Below are 16,881 nucleotides of genomic sequence, written 5' to 3'. Positions count from 1 at the left end.
GTAACTGCCTATATCGATCGCTACCGACCTCTAATGACAATAAAATGATCGCATCGATCATGTTGTGCATTTGCACTTTTGTCTCATATACCAAAGTTTTTGTTCGGTAAAATATATTTAAATCAAATAATTGGTCTTATTTTTCATGGAATAAGTCATCGATTATGCTTCGTTAACTTGCGATATTTTTTTGAATCAATCATTTTTGTGATCGATTCAATCGAAAAGAATGTTCATCCTCGTTAAGGACGCCAGCCTCATGACGCTATTCAAGGGCATCATTCCCGCTCTCATTACCCCCATGACCCAAGAACAAAAGGTTGATGAGTCTGCCTTGCGCACTTTGGTGGATACCTTGATCGAAAAGGGGGTGCATGGGCTCTTTGCGCTGGGCACTAACGGAGAGTTCTTCGCTTTAACGGATGACGAAAAAATCAATGTCGCGCAAGTGGTCGTCGAGCAGGCGGCAGGACGTGTGCCGGTCATTGCCGGGACCGGCGGCTTCACCACGCAGAGCGTGATTGAGCTAAATGCACGTATGGCGACGGTAGGTGTCGATGCCTGCTCGATCATCACGCCTTACTTCAATGCGGTTTCCCAGCGCGAGCTGATTGCTCACTACACGGCGATCGAGAAACAAGCCGAGCTGCCGTTCATGCTCTACAACATCCCCGCCAAGACCGGCGGCACGATCACTATCGACACCGTGGCGGAGCTTTCGTACCTGCCGATGGTGCAAGGTATCAAGGATAGCGGCGGCGACTTTGATCGTCTGACGCAGTTGATTGGCCTGAAACGTGACGATTTCGCCGTCTTTACCGGTACGGATTCGCTCATTTTGTGGGGGCTTCTCGCTGGAGCCGATGGGGCTGTGGCGGCAACCACCAACGCCGTGCCGGACGTGGTCATGACGATCTATAACGCCTACCAGGCTGGCGACATGCAAACCGCCCGTGAAGCTCAAGAGAAGCTGCGCGTTCTGCGCAACGCCTTCGGTATGGCTACCATGCCGGTGGTGCTCAAGGCCGCCGCCGAGCTTTTGGGCATGCCCGCTGGCCCCACGCGTGCCCCGGCGCTGCCACTGAGCGATCAGGAGCGCCAGCGTCTTGATGAACTGCTCAAGGTTTATCGCTAATGACGGGACAGGATCGATCAGTGCCACCTTGCAAGACGCAGCTTGTCATTCTGGCCGACGACCTGTCGGGCGCAGCGGACTGCGCGGTGAGCTACGCCGCGAAAGGTTTGTCGACGACGGTCGAACTTACTGCGCAGAGCAGGGCCGATAGTCATATAGCGGTCTTCGATACCGACTCTCGCCACTTGCCGCCTGTTGAGGCGGCCAACCTATGCCTTGAAACCTGGCGCTTGAACGGGTCTTCAGATCTCAAGCTTTACAAGAAGATCGACTCTACCCTGCGCGGTAACTGGGCCGAGGAGGTTGCAGCGCTCATACCTGAGGCCGGCATGGCGATCGTTGCCCCCGCCATGCCCGCCATGAAGCGCGTGACCCGCCAGGCCAGGCAGTACATTGATCAGACCCCGGTCGAGGAGAGCGAGGTATGGCGCAACGAGCAGCTCGCCGGCCGGGCCGATATCGTTGTCATGCTCGCTCACCAGGGCGTCAAGTCGGCTCACTTGCCGCTCGCGACACTTCGCAAAAGCTCGATTGAGACGCTGACTCGCTGGTTTGCCGAGCAGCGTGAAAATACATTGCGCGCAGTGGTATGTGACGCCGAAACCGACGAAGACCTGAAGCGCATCGCCAGCGCAACCCAGTCTATCGAAGGGGCTTTCTGGGTGGGCTCGGCGGGGTTATCACAAGCCTTGAGCCACTATGCAGGGAGCGATTCCTCATCAGCGGTTCCCGTACGCACTGAAGTCAATGGCCCCGTGCTTGTGGTCGTGGGAAGCATGTCACCGATTTCGCATCGCCAGATCGACTATCTCACCCAGCAAGCTGGCGAGGCGCTTGGCGTCTTCCGGGTAGATATCCACGCATTATTGAACGCCTCGACGGCGCCCGACACACTGCTCAACGCTCAAGCAGCGCTCGAACGGGGCGAAGACGTGCTGGTCACACTTGACCAGCAAACCCCGGATGCTTCCATAAACGGCTATGCGCTATCGCGTCGGTTGGCGTACTACCTGGGGCCGCAGCTAGGGGGCTTGGGCGGTCTGATTGCCACCGGCGGTGAAACGGCGAAAGCGCTGCTGAGCGCCGGCGGGATCGAACGGCTGAGCCTGACTGATGAGCTCGAGCCGGGCGTGGTGCTATCGCTTGACGACCATGGGTTGCCCGTCGTGACCAAGGCTGGCGGTTTTGGCAAGGATTCCTCTCTCTATCAGGCGTGGCGCTATCTAGCACATCAGCGTCTTGACGATTCACTCGTCGGCGAGTCTTGCCAGGCTCATCGACGCACTTAGTTACTTACGTCGGAGTACAACAACGATGAGTTATCTTCCAGTTGTAGGTATCACCATGGGGGATGCCGCAGGCATTGGCCCCGAGGTCATCATGAAGGCGCTTGCTCACGCTAGCGTCTACCAGAACTGTCGGCCGCTGGTGATCGGTGATGCTAAGCGCTTGAAAAAGGCTGGCGGCATCGTCGGCAGCCAGCTTGTACTGAACGTGATCGAGAATGTGGAAGAAGCCACGTTTCGCCCCGGCACGCTGGATTGCATCGATCTGGGACTGATCCCGGAGGATCTGCCCTACGGCAAGGTATCCCCGGTGGCGGGTGATGCCGCTTACCAGTTCATCGCGCGCACCGTCGAGCTGACCAACGCTAGCATGCTGGACGCCATCTGCACCGCGCCGCTCAACAAGGAAGCGCTGCACGCCGGCGGGCATATCTTTCCCGGTCACACCGAAATGCTGGCGCACCTGACCGGAATCGATGAAGTCTCCATGATGCTGGTTACGCCGAACCTGCGCGTCATTCACGTGACCACCCATATGGGGCTTATTGATGCGATTGGCAAGATCGAGCCGGGGCTTGTCACGCGCACCATCGAGCGTGCCCATGAAACGCTGGTACGCGCCGGTATCGATAATCCGCGTATTGGCGTTTGTGGCATCAACCCCCACGCCGGCGAGAACGGCCTGTTTGGCTACGGTGAAGAGGAAGAGAAGATCGTCCCGGCCATCGAGGCGCTCACCGCGCGCGGCTGGGACATTCAGGGGCCACTGCCGGCTGATACGCTGTTTTTCCGCGCGGGCCGCGGGGATTTCGATGTGGTCGTGGCGATGTATCACGACCAGGGCCACGGCCCTGTAAAAGTGATGGGGCTCGAGGCGGGTGTCAACGTCACCGTGGGGCTACCGGTGATTCGCACTTCGGTGGATCACGGCACCGCCTTCGATATCGCTGGCAAGGGCATCGCTGATGAACGAAGTCTGCTCGAAGCGTTGACCCAGGCGATCGATCTTGCCAACCGCCGTGAAAGATCGGTTAAGTCGTCTAACAAGGAGAATATTTCATGAAACGTATCGGTTTTATCGGTCTGGGGCTGATGGGGGCCAACATCGCCCGTAATATCATGCAGGGCGGCTACGCCATGACGCTCTTCGATCCCAATCGTGAGAATATGGCGCCACTTCTGGAGCAGGGCGCCCAGGCGGCGGACTCTCCCAAGGCCGTGGCCGAACGCTCGGATATCGTCTTCATCTGCGTGCCCGGCGCCCCCCAGGTCGAAGCGACGGTTGAGGGCGAGCAGGGTCTGGCTCTGGGCGCTCACGAGGGGCTGATCATCGTGGATTGCTCGACTTCGGCGCCCACCCTGACTCAAAGGCTGAATGAAACCCTGGCCGCCAAGGGGGTGACGTTCATCGATGCCGCACTCGGAGGAACGCCTACTCAAGCCGAAACTGGTGAACTTCAGGCGATCGTCGGTGCCGATGAGGCAACACTGGAAGCCGTGCGCCCGGTCCTTGAGTGCTGGGCGAGCAAGATTCTACACGTGGGCCCTGCAGGCGCTGGCCACACCATGAAGCTGCTCAATCAGTTTCTGGCCATGGGGTACGGCGCTATCTATTCGGAAGCCTTGACCATTGGCGCGAAAGCTGGCGTGACGCCGGAAGTGTTCGATAGCGTGATCCGCGGCAGCCGTATGGATAGCGGTTTCTATCAGACGTTCTTCCAGTACGTGCTGGAGCGTGACCGTAATGCTCACCGCTTTTCGCTGGCCAACGCCGGCAAGGATATTCGCTACGTGGCCAATCTGGCGGACGATCTGAACGTGAAGGCGGGCGTGGCCCACGCCATCGAGGCACTTTACGCAAGCGCCTTGGCAGAGGGCGCGGGGGAAAGCTTCGTGCCGGAGCTTTCCGATATCGTAGCCAAACGTCACGGGGTCTCCTTCTCACAGTAACGGCAGGATTCGTTCTTGGTCAGGTTTTACAGGAGTCGCTATGAAGGTGGTCAATCGCCGCAAAGCAATGCTGGAAGCCGTGCACAGCGGAATAACGGATGTCGAAACGCTGTGTGAGCGCTTCGATATTTCCGAGGCGACGGTGCGGCGCGATCTTACCGCTTTGGCTGATGACGGTCATATCGTGCGCACCTACGGTGGGGCAGCGGCGGTGGTGGGCAAGCGCGAGCCGGAGCTTTCACTGCTTCAGCGCCAGCACGAGCGGGGTGATATCAAGGCCCATCTGGCGAGTGCCGCCTTAAAGCATATCGAGGATGGTGACACGCTGCTGCTTGACGGCGGCTCGACCACGACGGCCCTTGCAAAGCTATTGGGTCAGCGCCGTGGTCTGCATGTATTTACCAACAATCTGGCGGCCATGCCGGCTTTGGCTGCCATCGAAGACTGTAAGGTGACCTTTCTTGGCGGTGACCTGCGTGCGGCCAGCATGACCACCTATGGCGTGATGGCGCAGGCGGCGCTCGAGCGCCTGTCGGTGAACAAGTTGTTCATGAGCGCCGACGGCGTGGTGGCAGACCTGGGGCTTTGCGAGGCGAGCGCGGAACAGGCTTATCTGAAGGAGATGATGATCCGTCGCGCGCTGCACGTAGTCGTGCTGGCCGATTCAAGCAAGCTGGGCAACGCACGCCAGCAGCACTGGACACCCATGCTAAGCCACTGGACCTTGATTACCGACGACCAGGCCAGCGACGACCGGCTGGAGGCGTTCAAGCGCCGGCGCGCCGTCACTCTCGAGGTGATCAGAACCTAGCCTACAGATAATCGCAGGAAGTATATTCATGCATGTATTAGTGACAGGATGCAGTTCAGGCATCGGCTTGTCGATATGCCGCCACCTGCTCGATCAGGGGCATGAGGTGACCGGACTTTCGCGCCGCTCTCCGCCGATTGAAAGTGGGAATTTTAATTGGGTAAAGGCCGATTTGAGTGCGCTGGCCTCTACGCCGCTTGAGCTTGATTCAGGCAGTTTCGATGCCTTCGTTCATGCAGCGGGCATCATGCACACGGGGGATATCCAGGCGTATGAACATGAACTTGCCCAGCAAATGTGGCGGCTGCACGTTGATGCACCAGCGCTGCTGGTCAAAAAGCTGCTGGCCGAACAGGCGCCCTTGAAGCGAATTATTTTGATCGGTAGTCGAACTCAGCAAGGCGCATTGGGCAAAAGTGCCTACGCCGCATCCAAGGCGGCCCAGCAGGGCTTGGTGCGTTCATGGGCGCTGGAACTCATGGCTGGGCAGACCACGGTCAATCTGATCGCCCCCGGCGCTACGCGGACTCCCATGCTCGAAGACCCAAATCGACAAGGGGTAGCGCCCAAGCTACCTCCAATGGGGCGCTTTATAGAGCCAGAAGAAATTGCGGCCAGCGTTTCGTTTCTGTTGGATGAGCAGGCGCGTTCCATTACCGGACAGACACTGACAGTCTGCGCTGGCGCCTCGCTTTAACAATCCTCAAAGCGGCGTCTTGCTCGCCTCGCCGGGAATTTCCCGCACCAGTCGCGGCATCAAGAATCCCGGCAGATGATCACGAAGGCGGGTAACCAAGGCGCGCGCTTCGTCATCCGGCACGTCGAAATGCGCCGCGCCCTGCACCGGGTCGAGCACGTGCAGGTAGTAGGGCAGCACGCCAGCCTCGAACAGCCGTTCGGAGAGAGTAGCGAGCGCGCTCACCTCGTCGTTGACCCCGCGCAGCAGCACGCTCTGGTTCAAGAGCGTCACCCCCGCCGCTTTCAGCCGGGCGCAGGCATCAATCACCGCCGGGTCGATTTCGTTGGCATGATTGATGTGCAGTACCAGCACTTTCTGCAGCCGCGTGTTACTAAGCCACCCAAGCAAGGCGCTATCCACCCGGTCCGGAATCACCACAGGCAAACGGGTGTGGATGCGCAGGCGCTTCAGGTGCGGGATGGCTTCAAGCTCGTTGACCAGCCAGGCCAGTTGACGGTCGCTTGCCGCCAGCGGGTCGCCGCCGGAAAGAATCGCCTCGGTGATGCTGGGTTCAAAGCGCAAGTAGTCAAGCGCCTCCTGCCACTGGGCGCGGGAGGGGGCGTTCTCGCTGTAGGGGAAGTGGCGGCGAAAGCAGTAGCGGCAGTTCACCGCGCAGGTGGGGCTTGCGATCAGCAGTACCCGGCCTGCGTACTTGTGAATCAGCCCGCGGGCAGGGCGGTGGTCGGCCTCCTCAAGCGGGTCGGTCACATAGCCCGGGCGCGCAAGCGCCTCGTCGCCCAGCGGCAGTACCTGGCGCAGGAGCGGATCGTCCGGCGCGTTGTGGGCAATTCGCTTGAAGTAGGCTTCCGGCACGCGCACCTCGAACAGTGCATGCCCGGTTTGCGCGCCCGGAAGCCATGCGTCATCAAGCCCCAGGCGCTGGCAAAGTAGCTTGGGGTCGCGGATGGCGTGAGAAAGCTGGTGTTGCCACGACGAGGGCTGCGCTTGGCTTGCTCGCTCGTGATTATCCGAGGCAACGATCATAATGTTCTCCTGCAAAAAAGCCCTCCTTCGGGTTATCATGCGCGCACTTATTGAACGATGCAGTGTAAACGGCGCGATATGAGCAGTACCGCGCCCGCAAGGCGCAGTATGCCTTTACGCATCGGCTCCAGTAATCGATAACTGAAATAGATCATTGAGAGGCAACATGGCTAACTATTCTACCAATGAATTCAAGGGCGGTCTGAAAGTAATGCTCGACGGCGATCCTTGCTCGATCGTCGAGAACGAGCTGGTCAAGCCGGGCAAGGGCCAGGCGTTCAACCGCGTGAAACTGCGCAACCTGATGACCGGTCGCGTGGGCGAGCGTACCTTCAAGTCTGGCGACTCGCTGGAAGGCGCCGACGTCATGGATCTGGAGATGGAGTACCTCTACACCGACGGTGACATGTGGCACTTCATGAAGACCGACGGCTCCTTCGAGCAGTACGCGGTCGAGAAGAAAGCCCTCGGCGACACTGAAAAGTGGCTCAAGGAGCAGGTGCCTTACACCATTACGCTGTGGAACGACAAGGCGATCTCCGTCACGCCGCCCAACTTCATCGAGCTTGAAGTGGTCGAGACCGACCCGGGCCTGAAGGGCGATACCGCCCAGGGCGGCTCTAAGCCGGCTACACTTTCATCAGGTGCCGTGGTACGTGTGCCGCTGTTCATCAACCAGGGCGAAGTGCTGAAAATCGATACCCGCTCCGGCGAGTACGTTTCCCGCGCCTGACAGCCGCGTTAAATGAGTGCGTAGCGCCCGTGTATCGACTACGCACTCAGTGATCGTGTACTACATTATTGCCACGCATTTGCGTGGCTTTTATTTTGTCCAAGGAGCGGTGATGGCCATTGATTGGCGACCCAGTGCAGACATGGCAACGCTGCGTGAGCGTGCCCGCCTGCTTGCCAGCGTGCGGGCGTTTTTTGCCGTGCGCGATGTTCTGGAAGTGGAAACCCCGGTGCTGGGGCAGGGCGGCAGCACCGATGTGCATCTGGTGTCGCTTGCCACGCAGGCTCGCACCGATAAAGGCCAGCGACGGCTGTGGCTGCAAACCTCGCCGGAATTTCACATGAAGCGCCTTCTGGCTGCGGGTAGCGGGCCCATTTTTCAGCTTGCCCGCAGTTTTCGCGATGGCGAAGTGGGTTCGCGCCATAACATCGAGTTCACCATGCTCGAATGGTACCGACCGGGCTTTACGCTGGCCGACCTGATCGAGGAAACGACCGCGCTGGTAGCGGCGCTGATGCCGTCTGCTGCAAGGCCTGTTGTCACCTATCGCTATCGCGAGTTGTTTCATGCTCACCTGTCGATCGACCCATTTACCTTTTCGCTTGAAAAGCTGCGCGGGCTGGCGGCGGAACGCGGCCAGATGCTTGCGGGTGCGCTTGCCAATGAGAGCCGCGAAACCTGCCTGGATCTATTGATGAGCATGGTGATCGAGCCCTCCCTGGGCCGGGGTGAACTGAGCGTAGTGATGGATTACCCGGCAAGCCAGGCGGCGCTGGCGCGCCGGCACCAGGACAGCGACGGCGAGTGGGTGGCATCGCGCTTCGAGCTTTACCTTGATGGCGTGGAGCTTGCCAACGGTTACCACGAGCTGACCGATGCCAGCGAGCAGCGCGCCCGCTTCAAGGAAGATAACGCCGAGCGCCGCCGTCTGGGGCTGCCGGAAGTGGATATCGACGAGCGCCTTTTGGCCGCCCTCGAGCACGGCATGCCCGAAGGATCAGGCGTGGCGCTGGGCATCGACCGCCTGATTCAGCGGGCGCTGAACAAGCCGCGCCTTGAAGACGTACTGGCGTTTGCCACACCCGGTTGTTGAGTATCAAGCGTCGAGGCGTTTGAGCAGAAACACCAGCGGCACCGTAACGATGTAGATCAGCCCAAGCCAGGTGAATATATCGTTGAAGGCGAGCACCTGGGCCTGCTGCGCCACTCGCTGGGCCAGAAGCCCTACGGCGGCGTGGTAGGCGTCGGGCACCGTGCCGCTGAGCATGGCTTCATACTTGGCGATCTCGGAAACGACCACCTCGCGGCCGGTGTCGATAGCCGGAATCAGCTGGTTCCAGTGGAAGTCCTCGCGGATATCACGCACGGTATCGAGCAGGGCCAGCCCCATGGCGCCCCCCAGATTGCGCATCACGTTGAATAGCCCGCTTGCGTTACCCACTTCACTTTGTGGCAGGGTGCCAAGCGCGATGCGTGAGGCGGGTATGATGCACATGATCAGCCCTACGCCGCGTACGATCTGCGGCACGCAGAACTGCCAGAAGCCGGACTCCACGGTCAGGTTGGCGTTCATCATGGTGCCCACCCCGACCAGCAGTAGCCCGAAAAAGAGCAGAATACGCAGGTCCAGTCGGTTGGACAGCTGGCCGACGATGGGAGCGCACAGGAACATGGTGAGCCCGGTGACGAACATGACCTGGCCGATCTGCAGGCTGGAGTAACCCCGCACATAGCCAAAGAACAGCGGCATGATATACACCAGTCCGTAAAGCGCGATGCCGATGATAAACCCCATGCCCGCGCCAATGGCAAAGTTGCGGTTGGCAAAGGCGCGCAGATCGACGATGGGATGGTCACTTCGTAATGTGCGCGTAAAGAACCAGATGCCGGCACCCAGGCAGACCAAGCTGAACAGCACGATCTGGCGGCTGGCAAACCAGTCATCGCCAGGGCCTTCTTCGAGCACGAACTCAAGCGTTCCCAGAAATACCGCGATCAGCGCCAGCCCGATCAGATCCAGGCGGCGCGCCAAGGCGTGGTTGGGCTTGTCGATATCCAGAAAGGTCCAGGCCGCCCAGCACACCAGGATGCCGGGGATCACGTTGGCCAGAAACAGCCAGTGCCAGCTCTGGGTTTCGGTGATGTAGCCGCCTACGGTCGGGCCAATCGAGGGTGCCATGGTCACCACCATGCCGATCACCGCCTGCACGCTGCCCATCACGCGGCGCGGGAAGATCGAGAAACTGACCGCCTGGGTGATCGGAATCATCGCCCCACCCATGAACCCCTGAATGGCGCGCAGCACGATGAGCTGTTCGATGGAGGTGGCCAGCGCACAGCCAAGGCTTGCCAGGGTAAAACCGGCGCAGGAGAGAGTGAACGCCACCCGTGTCGAGAGAATGCGCATCAGCATGCCGGACAGCGGGATCATCACGATCTCCGCGATCAGGTAGGCGGTCTGTACCCAGGAGATTTGATCTTCGCTGGCGGAAAGTCCCGACTGAATCTCGTTGAGCGAGCTTGCCACGATCTGGATATCCAGAATCGCCATGAACATGCCAAACACCGCAGCGATAAAACCAATCCGCTGGCGCCAGGGTGGCATCTCGCTGGGGCCCGCAGCGGCGGGGGCGGCACTCATGAGCCAGGCTGCTCACGCGCCATGGCCGGAGCAGCCCTGCGGGTGGACGGTGTCTCGGTGGTGGGTTCGAGCTCGCGGGTATCGATTTCGGGGATTGCCGAAAGCCCGGCACGTAAAAGGCCCAGCGCCTCAACAGGGCCCGTCACGCGGATCTTGACCGGCACGCGCTGCACGATCTTGTTGAAGTTGCCGGTGGCATTGTCCTGGGGAAGCAGGCTGAACTCGGTGCCGGTGGCCGGGGAAAGGCTCTCGACGATGCCGTCAAAGGTGATGTTCGGGTAAGCGTCCAGATGCACGGCCACCGGCTGGCCGATGCGAATGCGCTCGAGCTGGGTCTCCTTGAAGTTGGCGGTAACAAAGGCGGACTCGAGCGGCACCAGCTGCAGCAGCGTCAGCGAAGGCTGGGCCAACGTGCCGGGTTCGACCCGCAGGTTGCCGATCACCCCGTCGCGCGGTGCGCTGACCAGCGTTTTATCGAGCTGGTGACGGGCATAGGCGAGATCGGCATGGGCGGCGTCCTGGTTGGCCTCGGCGCGGACCACGTCGCTCTCCGCCACGGCCAGCTGGCGCTGAGCCGAGATGACCGCTGCACGGCGGCTGGCCAGGTTGGCTTCGGCCACCCGCAGTGCGCTCTGGTCATCTTCGCGCTGCTGGCGCGAGCCGTAATTGCTGGCGGCAAGCGAGGAGGAGCGCTCCAGGTGCGCTCGCGCCTGATCGACTTCTGCCTGGGCGGCGTCCACTTGGGTGGCTGCCTGATCAATGGCCGCCTGCTGTAATTCAACCTGACGCTGCGACTGAGCAATGGAGGCCGCCGCAACGGCCTGCTGGGCTTGCGCCTGGTTAACCTGATCGCGGTAGCTGGCATCATCCAGGCGCAATAACGGCTCGCCGCGTTTGACCACCTGGTTGTCATCCACCATGACCTCGACCACCCGCGCCGCAAGCTCGGCGCGTATGGCAACGCTATCCGTGCGCACGTAGGCATTGTCCGTCTCTTCCAGGAAGCGCCCGACCTGCCACCAGCCCACGCCCCACCACGCAAGTGCGGCGAGTGCTACGATCCCCACCAAAAGTAGCAGTAGCTTTCGGCTCCGGTGAGCACTCTTGGGCGTATCGGAATTCAGCGTTTCCGACGCCTCATGTTGATTCTGTCCGCCATCTGCTGTCATGGCTATTTCTCTCCTCACGCGTCACGCCTGTCGTTCTGGCGGGTTGGCCGCCGGAAAAGAAGCTTCATAGTGTAATGAATGCTACACTACATAGCTACTTTGTTAGCACGCTACAGGTAAATATTAAAAATGTCTCGCTCAACGTCTTCTGATACCGCAACGCTGACCACACGCGGTGAGGCGCGCCGCGAGCGTCTGCTGGACGCCGCTCGGGATGTCTTTCTGGAGCAGGGCTATGCTGGGGCCAGCGTCAACGAAGTAGTGGCCCGGGCGGGGGGGTCGCTGGCGACGCTTTACAAGCAGTTCGGTAACAAGGAAAAGCTGTTTACTGCGGCCATGGAGCGCCATATTGCTACCGCCTGGGCAGTGCTGGAGGAGGGGCGGCGCGACCGTCAGGCCCCGGAGCAGGTGCTTTTCGAGCTGGGCCGTCGCATGCTGGTGCTGGTGTTCGACCCGGGCGTCATCCGACTGGTGCGTGGCCTGGCGTTCGAAGCCGAGCGTGCGCCCGAGCTTGGCGAGCTGTTTTTAAGCCGCGGCCCTGATCATACCCGCCAGGCCCTGGCCCACTACCTGAGCGATCAGGCAGCCCAGGGCCGGCTGGTCGTGGATGATCCGTATGAGACCGCCGGGATGTTCATGGGCATGCTGCTGGGCGAGTGGCATATCAATGCGCTGCTGGGGCGCCGCCTGCAGGTTGATGAGACGCAGTGCAGTGCTCGGGCACGGCGCTGCGTCACGATCTTTCTGGCGGGCGTGACGCCATCAGATTGAGGAGGGGGAGTGCATCGGCGGGTGGGTAAAGTCGCCCAGTGTCTGGCCCATGCTGATCTTCGTTTCCGGCGGGTAGTCTTCAAACGTGACCGGGTTGGCAAAACACATCACCACCGTCGAGCCGAGCTTGAAAAGGCCCATCTCCTCGCCGCGTTCAAGCGTGATTGTCTTGTCAAAGCGCATGCGCTGTGGCACACCGGCAAGCGGGGTTACCTGGCCAGACCACACCGTCTCGATCGCCGCGACGATCATTGCACCTACCAGCACCATGGCGAACGGGCCTTGGGGCGAGTCGAAGATGCACACCAGGCGTTCGTTGCGGGCAAACAGGTTGGGCACGTAGCGCGCGGTTGCCTGGTTGACCGAGAAGATGCGCCCCGGTACGTAGATCATTTCCCGCAGCGTGCCCGTGGCCGGCATGTGTACCCGGTGATAGTCGCTGGGGGAGAGGTAGACGGTGGCGAAGCTTCCGCCCATGAACTCTTCGGCCAGCGCCGCATCACCGCCCAGCAGCGTCTGGGCGGAGTAGGTGTGGCCCTTGGCCTGCACCAGCTGGCCCGCTTGAAGTCGGCCGTGGCGTGAAAGTGCGCCGTCCGCCGGGCTTAGAATGCCTTCGCCGAGCGGGCGCGCGCCGGGCTTCAACGCTCGGGTAAAGAACGCGTTGAAGTTGGCGTAGGCCGTGGGCTCGGGCTCGAGCGCCTCGCTCATGTCGACGTTGAAGCGCTGGATGAACGCCTTGATCAGCGCGTTTTTCAGCCAGGGCGTTTCGCTCTGGGCGACCTTGCCCGTCAGGCGCGAAATCGCATGATGGGGAAGCGGGTATTGAATCAGGGAAAAGAGTTTTTGAGATAGCGTCACGTTAATTACTTTTGCAGTCGTAAGTCCGGCAAGCGGGAAGGTTACTTTTCAATGGGCGTATCATCGCGATTGCCCCATTCGCCCCAGGAGCCCGCGTAGCCGCGGATATTGAACCCGAGCGCCTTGCCCACCAGCCAGGTAAAGCTGCTGCGGTGGTGGCTCTGGCAGTGGGTGGCCACTTCCATGTCCGGTGTCAGGCCCATGGCTTCAAGCTCGGTGATCAGTTCGGCGTAGTCGCGAATGCGCAGGGCGCGGCTTCTATCCATGGCGTGGGTCCAGTCCATGTTCACCGCGCCGGGAATGTGGCCAAGGTGCTTGTTGTTGCCTTTCTCACCGTCGTACTCGCCCTTGGAGCGTGCATCCCAGACCGCAAACTGACGATCGTCCAGCTTCTCCTTGATCTCCTCAAAAGTGATCAGCGCGTGAGGGTTGAGGATCTCGGCATGGTAGTCGCTGGGCGTGGGCTGCGTCTGCTCGGTGCTTTCATCAAGGCCGTCGTCGCGCCAGGCATGAATGCCACCGTTCAGGTAGGAGTAGCGGGTGTGGCCGATCAGTTCCAGTGTCCACAAGAGCCGCGCCGCCCAGCCGCCGCCTTCGTCATCGTAGGCCACCACGTGAGTGTCGCGGGTAAGCCCCAGCGCGCTGAACAGGCGGGAGAGAAACTCGACGTCGGGCACGTCGTTAGGCACGGGGCCTTCACCGCGCATCAGGTAGCGAAAATCCAGGTAGACCGCGCCCGGCACGTGGCCCTGGCGGTAGCTGTCCGGATTCACGGGTACGTCAATAATCAGAAGCTGAGGATCCTCCAGATGCTCCTTGAGCTGCTCTGGTTCAACGATCAGCGGCAGCAGGTTCGATTCCGACGATGGGTGCGCGTTGCTCATGGGCAGCTCCTTTGAAATCAGGCGTCGAGACTATCGAGAATGCGTCGATAGCTGGCAAAACGTTCTGGGTGAATCTTGCCTGTCTCCACCGCTTCAAGTAAAGCGCAGCCCGGCTCTTCCCGATGGCGGCAGTCGCGAAAGCGGCAGTGGCCCAGAAAGGGGCGAAACTCGATAAAGCCGTCGGTCACGTCCTGTTCGGTGAGGTGAATCAGGCCGAACTCGCGAATGCCGGGGGAGTCGATCAGCTCGCCGTCGGTGACTTCGTCGCGGTTCATGGTGTAGAGCCGGGCGGTGGTCGTGGTGTGCGTACCCTTGCGCGAATCTTCGGAAAGCGCACCGATCCGCAACGATTCATCGGGCAGCAGCAGGTCGATCAACGAGGATTTGCCCACGCCGCTTTGCCCCACGAATACCGAGGTTCGGCCTTCAAGCTGTGCGCGCAGAGCATCAAGCCCTGCTTCATCGGCCGTAGTGGTGCGCACTACCGGATAGCCCAGCGCCCGGTAGCGCTCCAGGAGCTTGCCAAGCTCGCCACCGTCTTCCGGCAGCAGGTCGGTCTTGTTGAGCACCAGCACCGGCGCGATGTCGGTGGCTTCGGCGGCCACCAGATAGCGGTCGATCAGGTTGGGGTGCGGCGCGGGTTCGACGGCAAACACGATCAAAATCTGGTCGATATTGGCAGCCACGGGCTTTAGCTGCCCGCGGGCGTCCGGGCGCTTGAGTACGGTGTCGCGCTCTTCACGGGCCACCACGACGCCCGAGCCCTCCTGGCCTGCCCGCCAGATTACCCGGTCGCCGGTCACCATGCCTTCCAGATTGGCGCGCAGGTGGCAGCGCACCGGAGCGCCTTCGGCGTTGCGCACCTCGAGGGTACGCCCGAAATGGGCCATTACCCGGCCGGGCTGTTCGGCGCCGTATTCACCGGCGGCCAGCTTCTCGGCATCGCGCACGTCGCGCTTTTCAGCGCGGCTTGCACGCTCTGCCTGGACTTTGTCTACTCGCCATTGCTGCTGGCGACTCAATTTACGTTTGCTCATGACCACCTGATGCTCGGTACAATGGGGACAGTGTACCTGTTAACGGACGCCGGGTAACTCGACCCGGTGGCGATTGTGGAGAAAAGCATGAGTAATGGTAGCGAACCGCGCAGCGACCTGCTGGTCTGGATCGATCTGGAAATGACCGGCCTGGACCCCGACAAGGAGCGCATCATCGAAGTGGCTACACTGGTGACCGATGCGGACCTGAACGTGGTGGCCGAAGGCCCGGTGATTGCCGTGAAGCAGCCAGACAGCCTGCTGGCCGGTATGGATGAGTGGAACCAGAAGACGCACGGCGAATCGGGGCTGGTAGCACGGGTCAAGGCAAGCCAGGTACAAACCGCGGCCGCCGAGCAGCAGACGCTGGATTTCCTGCGTCAGTACGTGGTGGCCGGCTCATCGCCCATGTGCGGCAACAGCATCCACCAGGACCGCCGCTTTCTGGAGCGCGAAATGCCCGCCCTGTGGAGTTTCTTCCACTACCGCAACCTGGACGTTTCAAGCGTCAAGGAGCTTGCCAAGCGCTGGAATCCGGGCGCTCTGGCAGGTTTCAGCAAGCGCAACGTGCACCTGGCGATGGACGATATCAAGGAGTCGATTGCCGAGCTTTCCCACTACCGCAACACCTTCTTGCGCGTAGCGAGCGAGCAGGACGAAGAGGAGTAGGGCACAGAGGAACCAGGCAGCCCGCGTATCAGGGGGCGGCAGTAGCAATGCGCGCGCCGCGCTTGTGGCGCTGTTCATCCAGCGCCCAGGCCACGTGTTCGCGCACAAGCGGGCTTGGGTAGGCGCGACGCGCCCAGAGTGCGGCTTCCACCGCCTCGCTCCAGGGGGCGTTGCCCAGGCCCACAGCAAGATTTCGTAGCCAGCGCTCGTAGCCGATGCGCCGAATCGGGCTGCCGGCGGTCTTGTCCAGAAACTCTTCCTCGCCCCAGGCAAACAGGCTGATCAGCGAGGCGCGATCCAGGTCGTGGCGGGGAGCGAAATCCTGCTCGCGGCTAATCCGGGTAAAACGCGTGAATGGGCAGACCAGCTGGCAGTCGTCGCAGCCGTACACCCGATTGCCCATGGCGCGGCGAAACTCCACCGGAATGGCGCCCTGCAGCTCGATGGTCAGGTAGGAAATGCACTTGCGTGAGTCGATTACCTTGTCATCCACGATGGCGCCGGTGGGGCACGCCGTGCGGCAGGCGCTACAGCTGCCGCAATGCTCCTGCTCGAAGGGTGGGTCCACGGGCAGGGGCAGGTCGGTGTACAGCTCGCCGAGAAAGAACAGTGAACCCGCTTTCGGGTTGAGCAGCATGGCGTTCTTGCCAAACCAGCCAAGCCCTGCCTTCTGCGCCAGGGCGCGCTCCATTACCGGGGCGGAGTCCACGAAGGCGCGGTAGCCGAACGTGCCCACTTCCTGCTCTATCTGCCTGGCAAGCTGGGCCAGGCGCTTGCGCATCAGCTTGTGGTAGTCACGGCCCAGCGCATAGCGCGATACATAAGCGTTGCCGGGCTGGCCCAGCACCTTGGTGGTTTCCACCTCCGGCGGCAGGTAATCCATACGCACGCTGATCACCCGCTGCGTGCCGGGCTCGAGTTCAGCCGGGCGGGTGCGTTTGGTACCGTGCTTGGCCATGAAGCCCATTTCGCCGTGATACCCTTTATCCAGCCAGGTGGCCAGATGCTGTTCGTGAGCATCCAGCTGGACATCGGTAATGCCGACCTGCTGAAAACCCAGCTCGCGGCCCCAGGTCTTTACCAGGTCGGCCAGGCGGGCCAGCTCATCGTGGGGCATGGATGGGCGGGAATGTGCAGAAGCAGGGGAACTGGGCATCATCGGTCTACGGTCGAGCGTTTGGCACGCTATGCTAACGCATTGGCTGCCATCACAA

Annotated in this window: 17 protein-coding genes; 10 read left to right on the top strand and 7 right to left on the bottom strand. The window is 61.0% G+C overall.

Translation table 11 applies throughout. The annotated features are described in order from the left end of the window. Window positions 1–259: 259 nt before the first annotated feature. From dapA to B0H98_RS00900, 6 genes are read left to right on the top strand one after another with little or no spacing between them, the layout of a single operon-like run. The gene (dapA, locus tag B0H98_RS00925; protein WP_106373196.1) at window positions 260–1,135 is read left to right on the top strand and encodes a 4-hydroxy-tetrahydrodipicolinate synthase; all 876 of its coding nucleotides are present in this window, start codon (window positions 260–262) and stop codon (window positions 1,133–1,135) included. Between the two features lie 20 nt (window positions 1,136–1,155). Next, the gene (locus B0H98_RS00920; protein WP_167392630.1) at window positions 1,156–2,424 is read left to right on the top strand and encodes a four-carbon acid sugar kinase family protein; all 1,269 of its coding nucleotides are present in this window, start codon (window positions 1,156–1,158) and stop codon (window positions 2,422–2,424) included. A gap of 25 nt (window positions 2,425–2,449) precedes the next feature. After that, window positions 2,450–3,484 (top strand): 4-hydroxythreonine-4-phosphate dehydrogenase PdxA, encoded by a 1,035-nt coding sequence (gene pdxA, locus B0H98_RS00915; RefSeq protein WP_106373194.1) that lies wholly within the window; start codon window positions 2,450–2,452, stop codon window positions 3,482–3,484. Continuing rightward, complete coding sequence (locus B0H98_RS00910) at window positions 3,481–4,371, top strand: NAD(P)-dependent oxidoreductase (RefSeq protein WP_106373193.1); 891 nt, start codon at window positions 3,481–3,483, stop codon at window positions 4,369–4,371. Before pdxA ends, B0H98_RS00910 begins: the two co-directional genes overlap by 4 nt. Before the next feature lie 40 nt (window positions 4,372–4,411). Continuing rightward, entirely contained in the window at window positions 4,412–5,182 is a 771-nt protein-coding gene (locus B0H98_RS00905) for a DeoR/GlpR family DNA-binding transcription regulator (protein ID WP_106373192.1), read from the top strand. Between the two features lie 28 nt (window positions 5,183–5,210). Beyond that, entirely contained in the window at window positions 5,211–5,879 is a 669-nt protein-coding gene (locus B0H98_RS00900) for an SDR family NAD(P)-dependent oxidoreductase (protein ID WP_106373191.1), read from the top strand. Between the two features lie 6 nt (window positions 5,880–5,885). Here B0H98_RS00900 and epmB read toward each other — a convergent pair whose 3' ends face one another. Then, window positions 5,886–6,905, bottom strand: coding sequence for an EF-P beta-lysylation protein EpmB (epmB, locus tag B0H98_RS00895; RefSeq protein WP_106373190.1), 1,020 nt, complete (start codon window positions 6,903–6,905; stop codon window positions 5,886–5,888). A gap of 166 nt (window positions 6,906–7,071) precedes the next feature. Between epmB and efp the strand changes: the two genes are divergently transcribed. Next, window positions 7,072–7,638, top strand: coding sequence for an elongation factor P (gene efp / locus B0H98_RS00890; protein ID WP_106373189.1), 567 nt, complete (start codon window positions 7,072–7,074; stop codon window positions 7,636–7,638). Between the two features lie 112 nt (window positions 7,639–7,750). Further along, window positions 7,751–8,731: an EF-P lysine aminoacylase EpmA gene (epmA, locus tag B0H98_RS00885; protein WP_106373188.1), complete on the top strand. Its 981-nt coding sequence runs from the start codon at window positions 7,751–7,753 to the stop codon at window positions 8,729–8,731. A gap of 3 nt (window positions 8,732–8,734) precedes the next feature. Here epmA and B0H98_RS00880 read toward each other — a convergent pair whose 3' ends face one another. Then, the gene (locus tag B0H98_RS00880) at window positions 8,735–10,279 is read right to left on the bottom strand and encodes a DHA2 family efflux MFS transporter permease subunit (protein WP_106373187.1); all 1,545 of its coding nucleotides are present in this window, start codon (window positions 10,277–10,279) and stop codon (window positions 8,735–8,737) included. Next, on the bottom strand, window positions 10,276–11,448 hold the full coding sequence (locus B0H98_RS00875) for an HlyD family secretion protein (protein ID WP_106373186.1): 1,173 nt from the start codon (window positions 11,446–11,448) through the stop codon (window positions 10,276–10,278). The genes B0H98_RS00880 and B0H98_RS00875 overlap by 4 nt, the downstream gene beginning before the upstream one ends. A 129-nt stretch (window positions 11,449–11,577) precedes the next feature. Here B0H98_RS00875 and B0H98_RS00870 point away from each other — a divergent pair, with 129 nt between their 5' ends. Continuing rightward, a complete protein-coding gene (locus B0H98_RS00870; RefSeq protein ID WP_106373185.1) occupies window positions 11,578–12,219 on the top strand; it encodes a TetR/AcrR family transcriptional regulator in 642 nt (213 codons plus the stop codon). Here B0H98_RS00870 and asd read toward each other — a convergent pair. Genes asd through rsgA form a run of 3 tightly spaced genes read right to left on the bottom strand, consistent with a single transcriptional unit; the run spans window position 12,211 to window position 14,998 of the window. Further along, entirely contained in the window at window positions 12,211–13,077 is an 867-nt protein-coding gene (asd, locus tag B0H98_RS00865) for an archaetidylserine decarboxylase (protein WP_106373184.1), read from the bottom strand. The genes B0H98_RS00870 and asd overlap by 9 nt on opposite strands. Before the next feature lie 41 nt (window positions 13,078–13,118). Next, complete coding sequence (locus tag B0H98_RS00860; protein ID WP_106373183.1) at window positions 13,119–13,961, bottom strand: sulfurtransferase; 843 nt, start codon at window positions 13,959–13,961, stop codon at window positions 13,119–13,121. A gap of 17 nt (window positions 13,962–13,978) precedes the next feature. Further along, complete coding sequence (gene rsgA / locus B0H98_RS00855; RefSeq protein ID WP_106373182.1) at window positions 13,979–14,998, bottom strand: small ribosomal subunit biogenesis GTPase RsgA; 1,020 nt, start codon at window positions 14,996–14,998, stop codon at window positions 13,979–13,981. Between the two features lie 87 nt (window positions 14,999–15,085). Here rsgA and orn point away from each other — a divergent pair, with 87 nt between their 5' ends. Beyond that, a complete protein-coding gene (orn, locus tag B0H98_RS00850) occupies window positions 15,086–15,667 on the top strand; it encodes an oligoribonuclease (protein WP_106373181.1) in 582 nt (193 codons plus the stop codon). A gap of 28 nt (window positions 15,668–15,695) precedes the next feature. Here the strand turns inward: orn and queG are convergent, their stop codons facing one another. Beyond that, the gene (gene queG / locus B0H98_RS00845) at window positions 15,696–16,784 is read right to left on the bottom strand and encodes a tRNA epoxyqueuosine(34) reductase QueG (protein ID WP_106373180.1); all 1,089 of its coding nucleotides are present in this window, start codon (window positions 16,782–16,784) and stop codon (window positions 15,696–15,698) included. Window positions 16,785–16,881 lie beyond the last annotated feature (97 nt).

It is taken from the genome of Vreelandella songnenensis, from assembly GCF_003002925.1.
GTDB lineage: Bacteria > Pseudomonadota > Gammaproteobacteria > Pseudomonadales > Halomonadaceae > Vreelandella > Vreelandella songnenensis.
The sequence above is the reverse complement of the archived record's forward strand: the minus strand, read 5'-3'. Positions and strand labels throughout refer to the sequence as shown.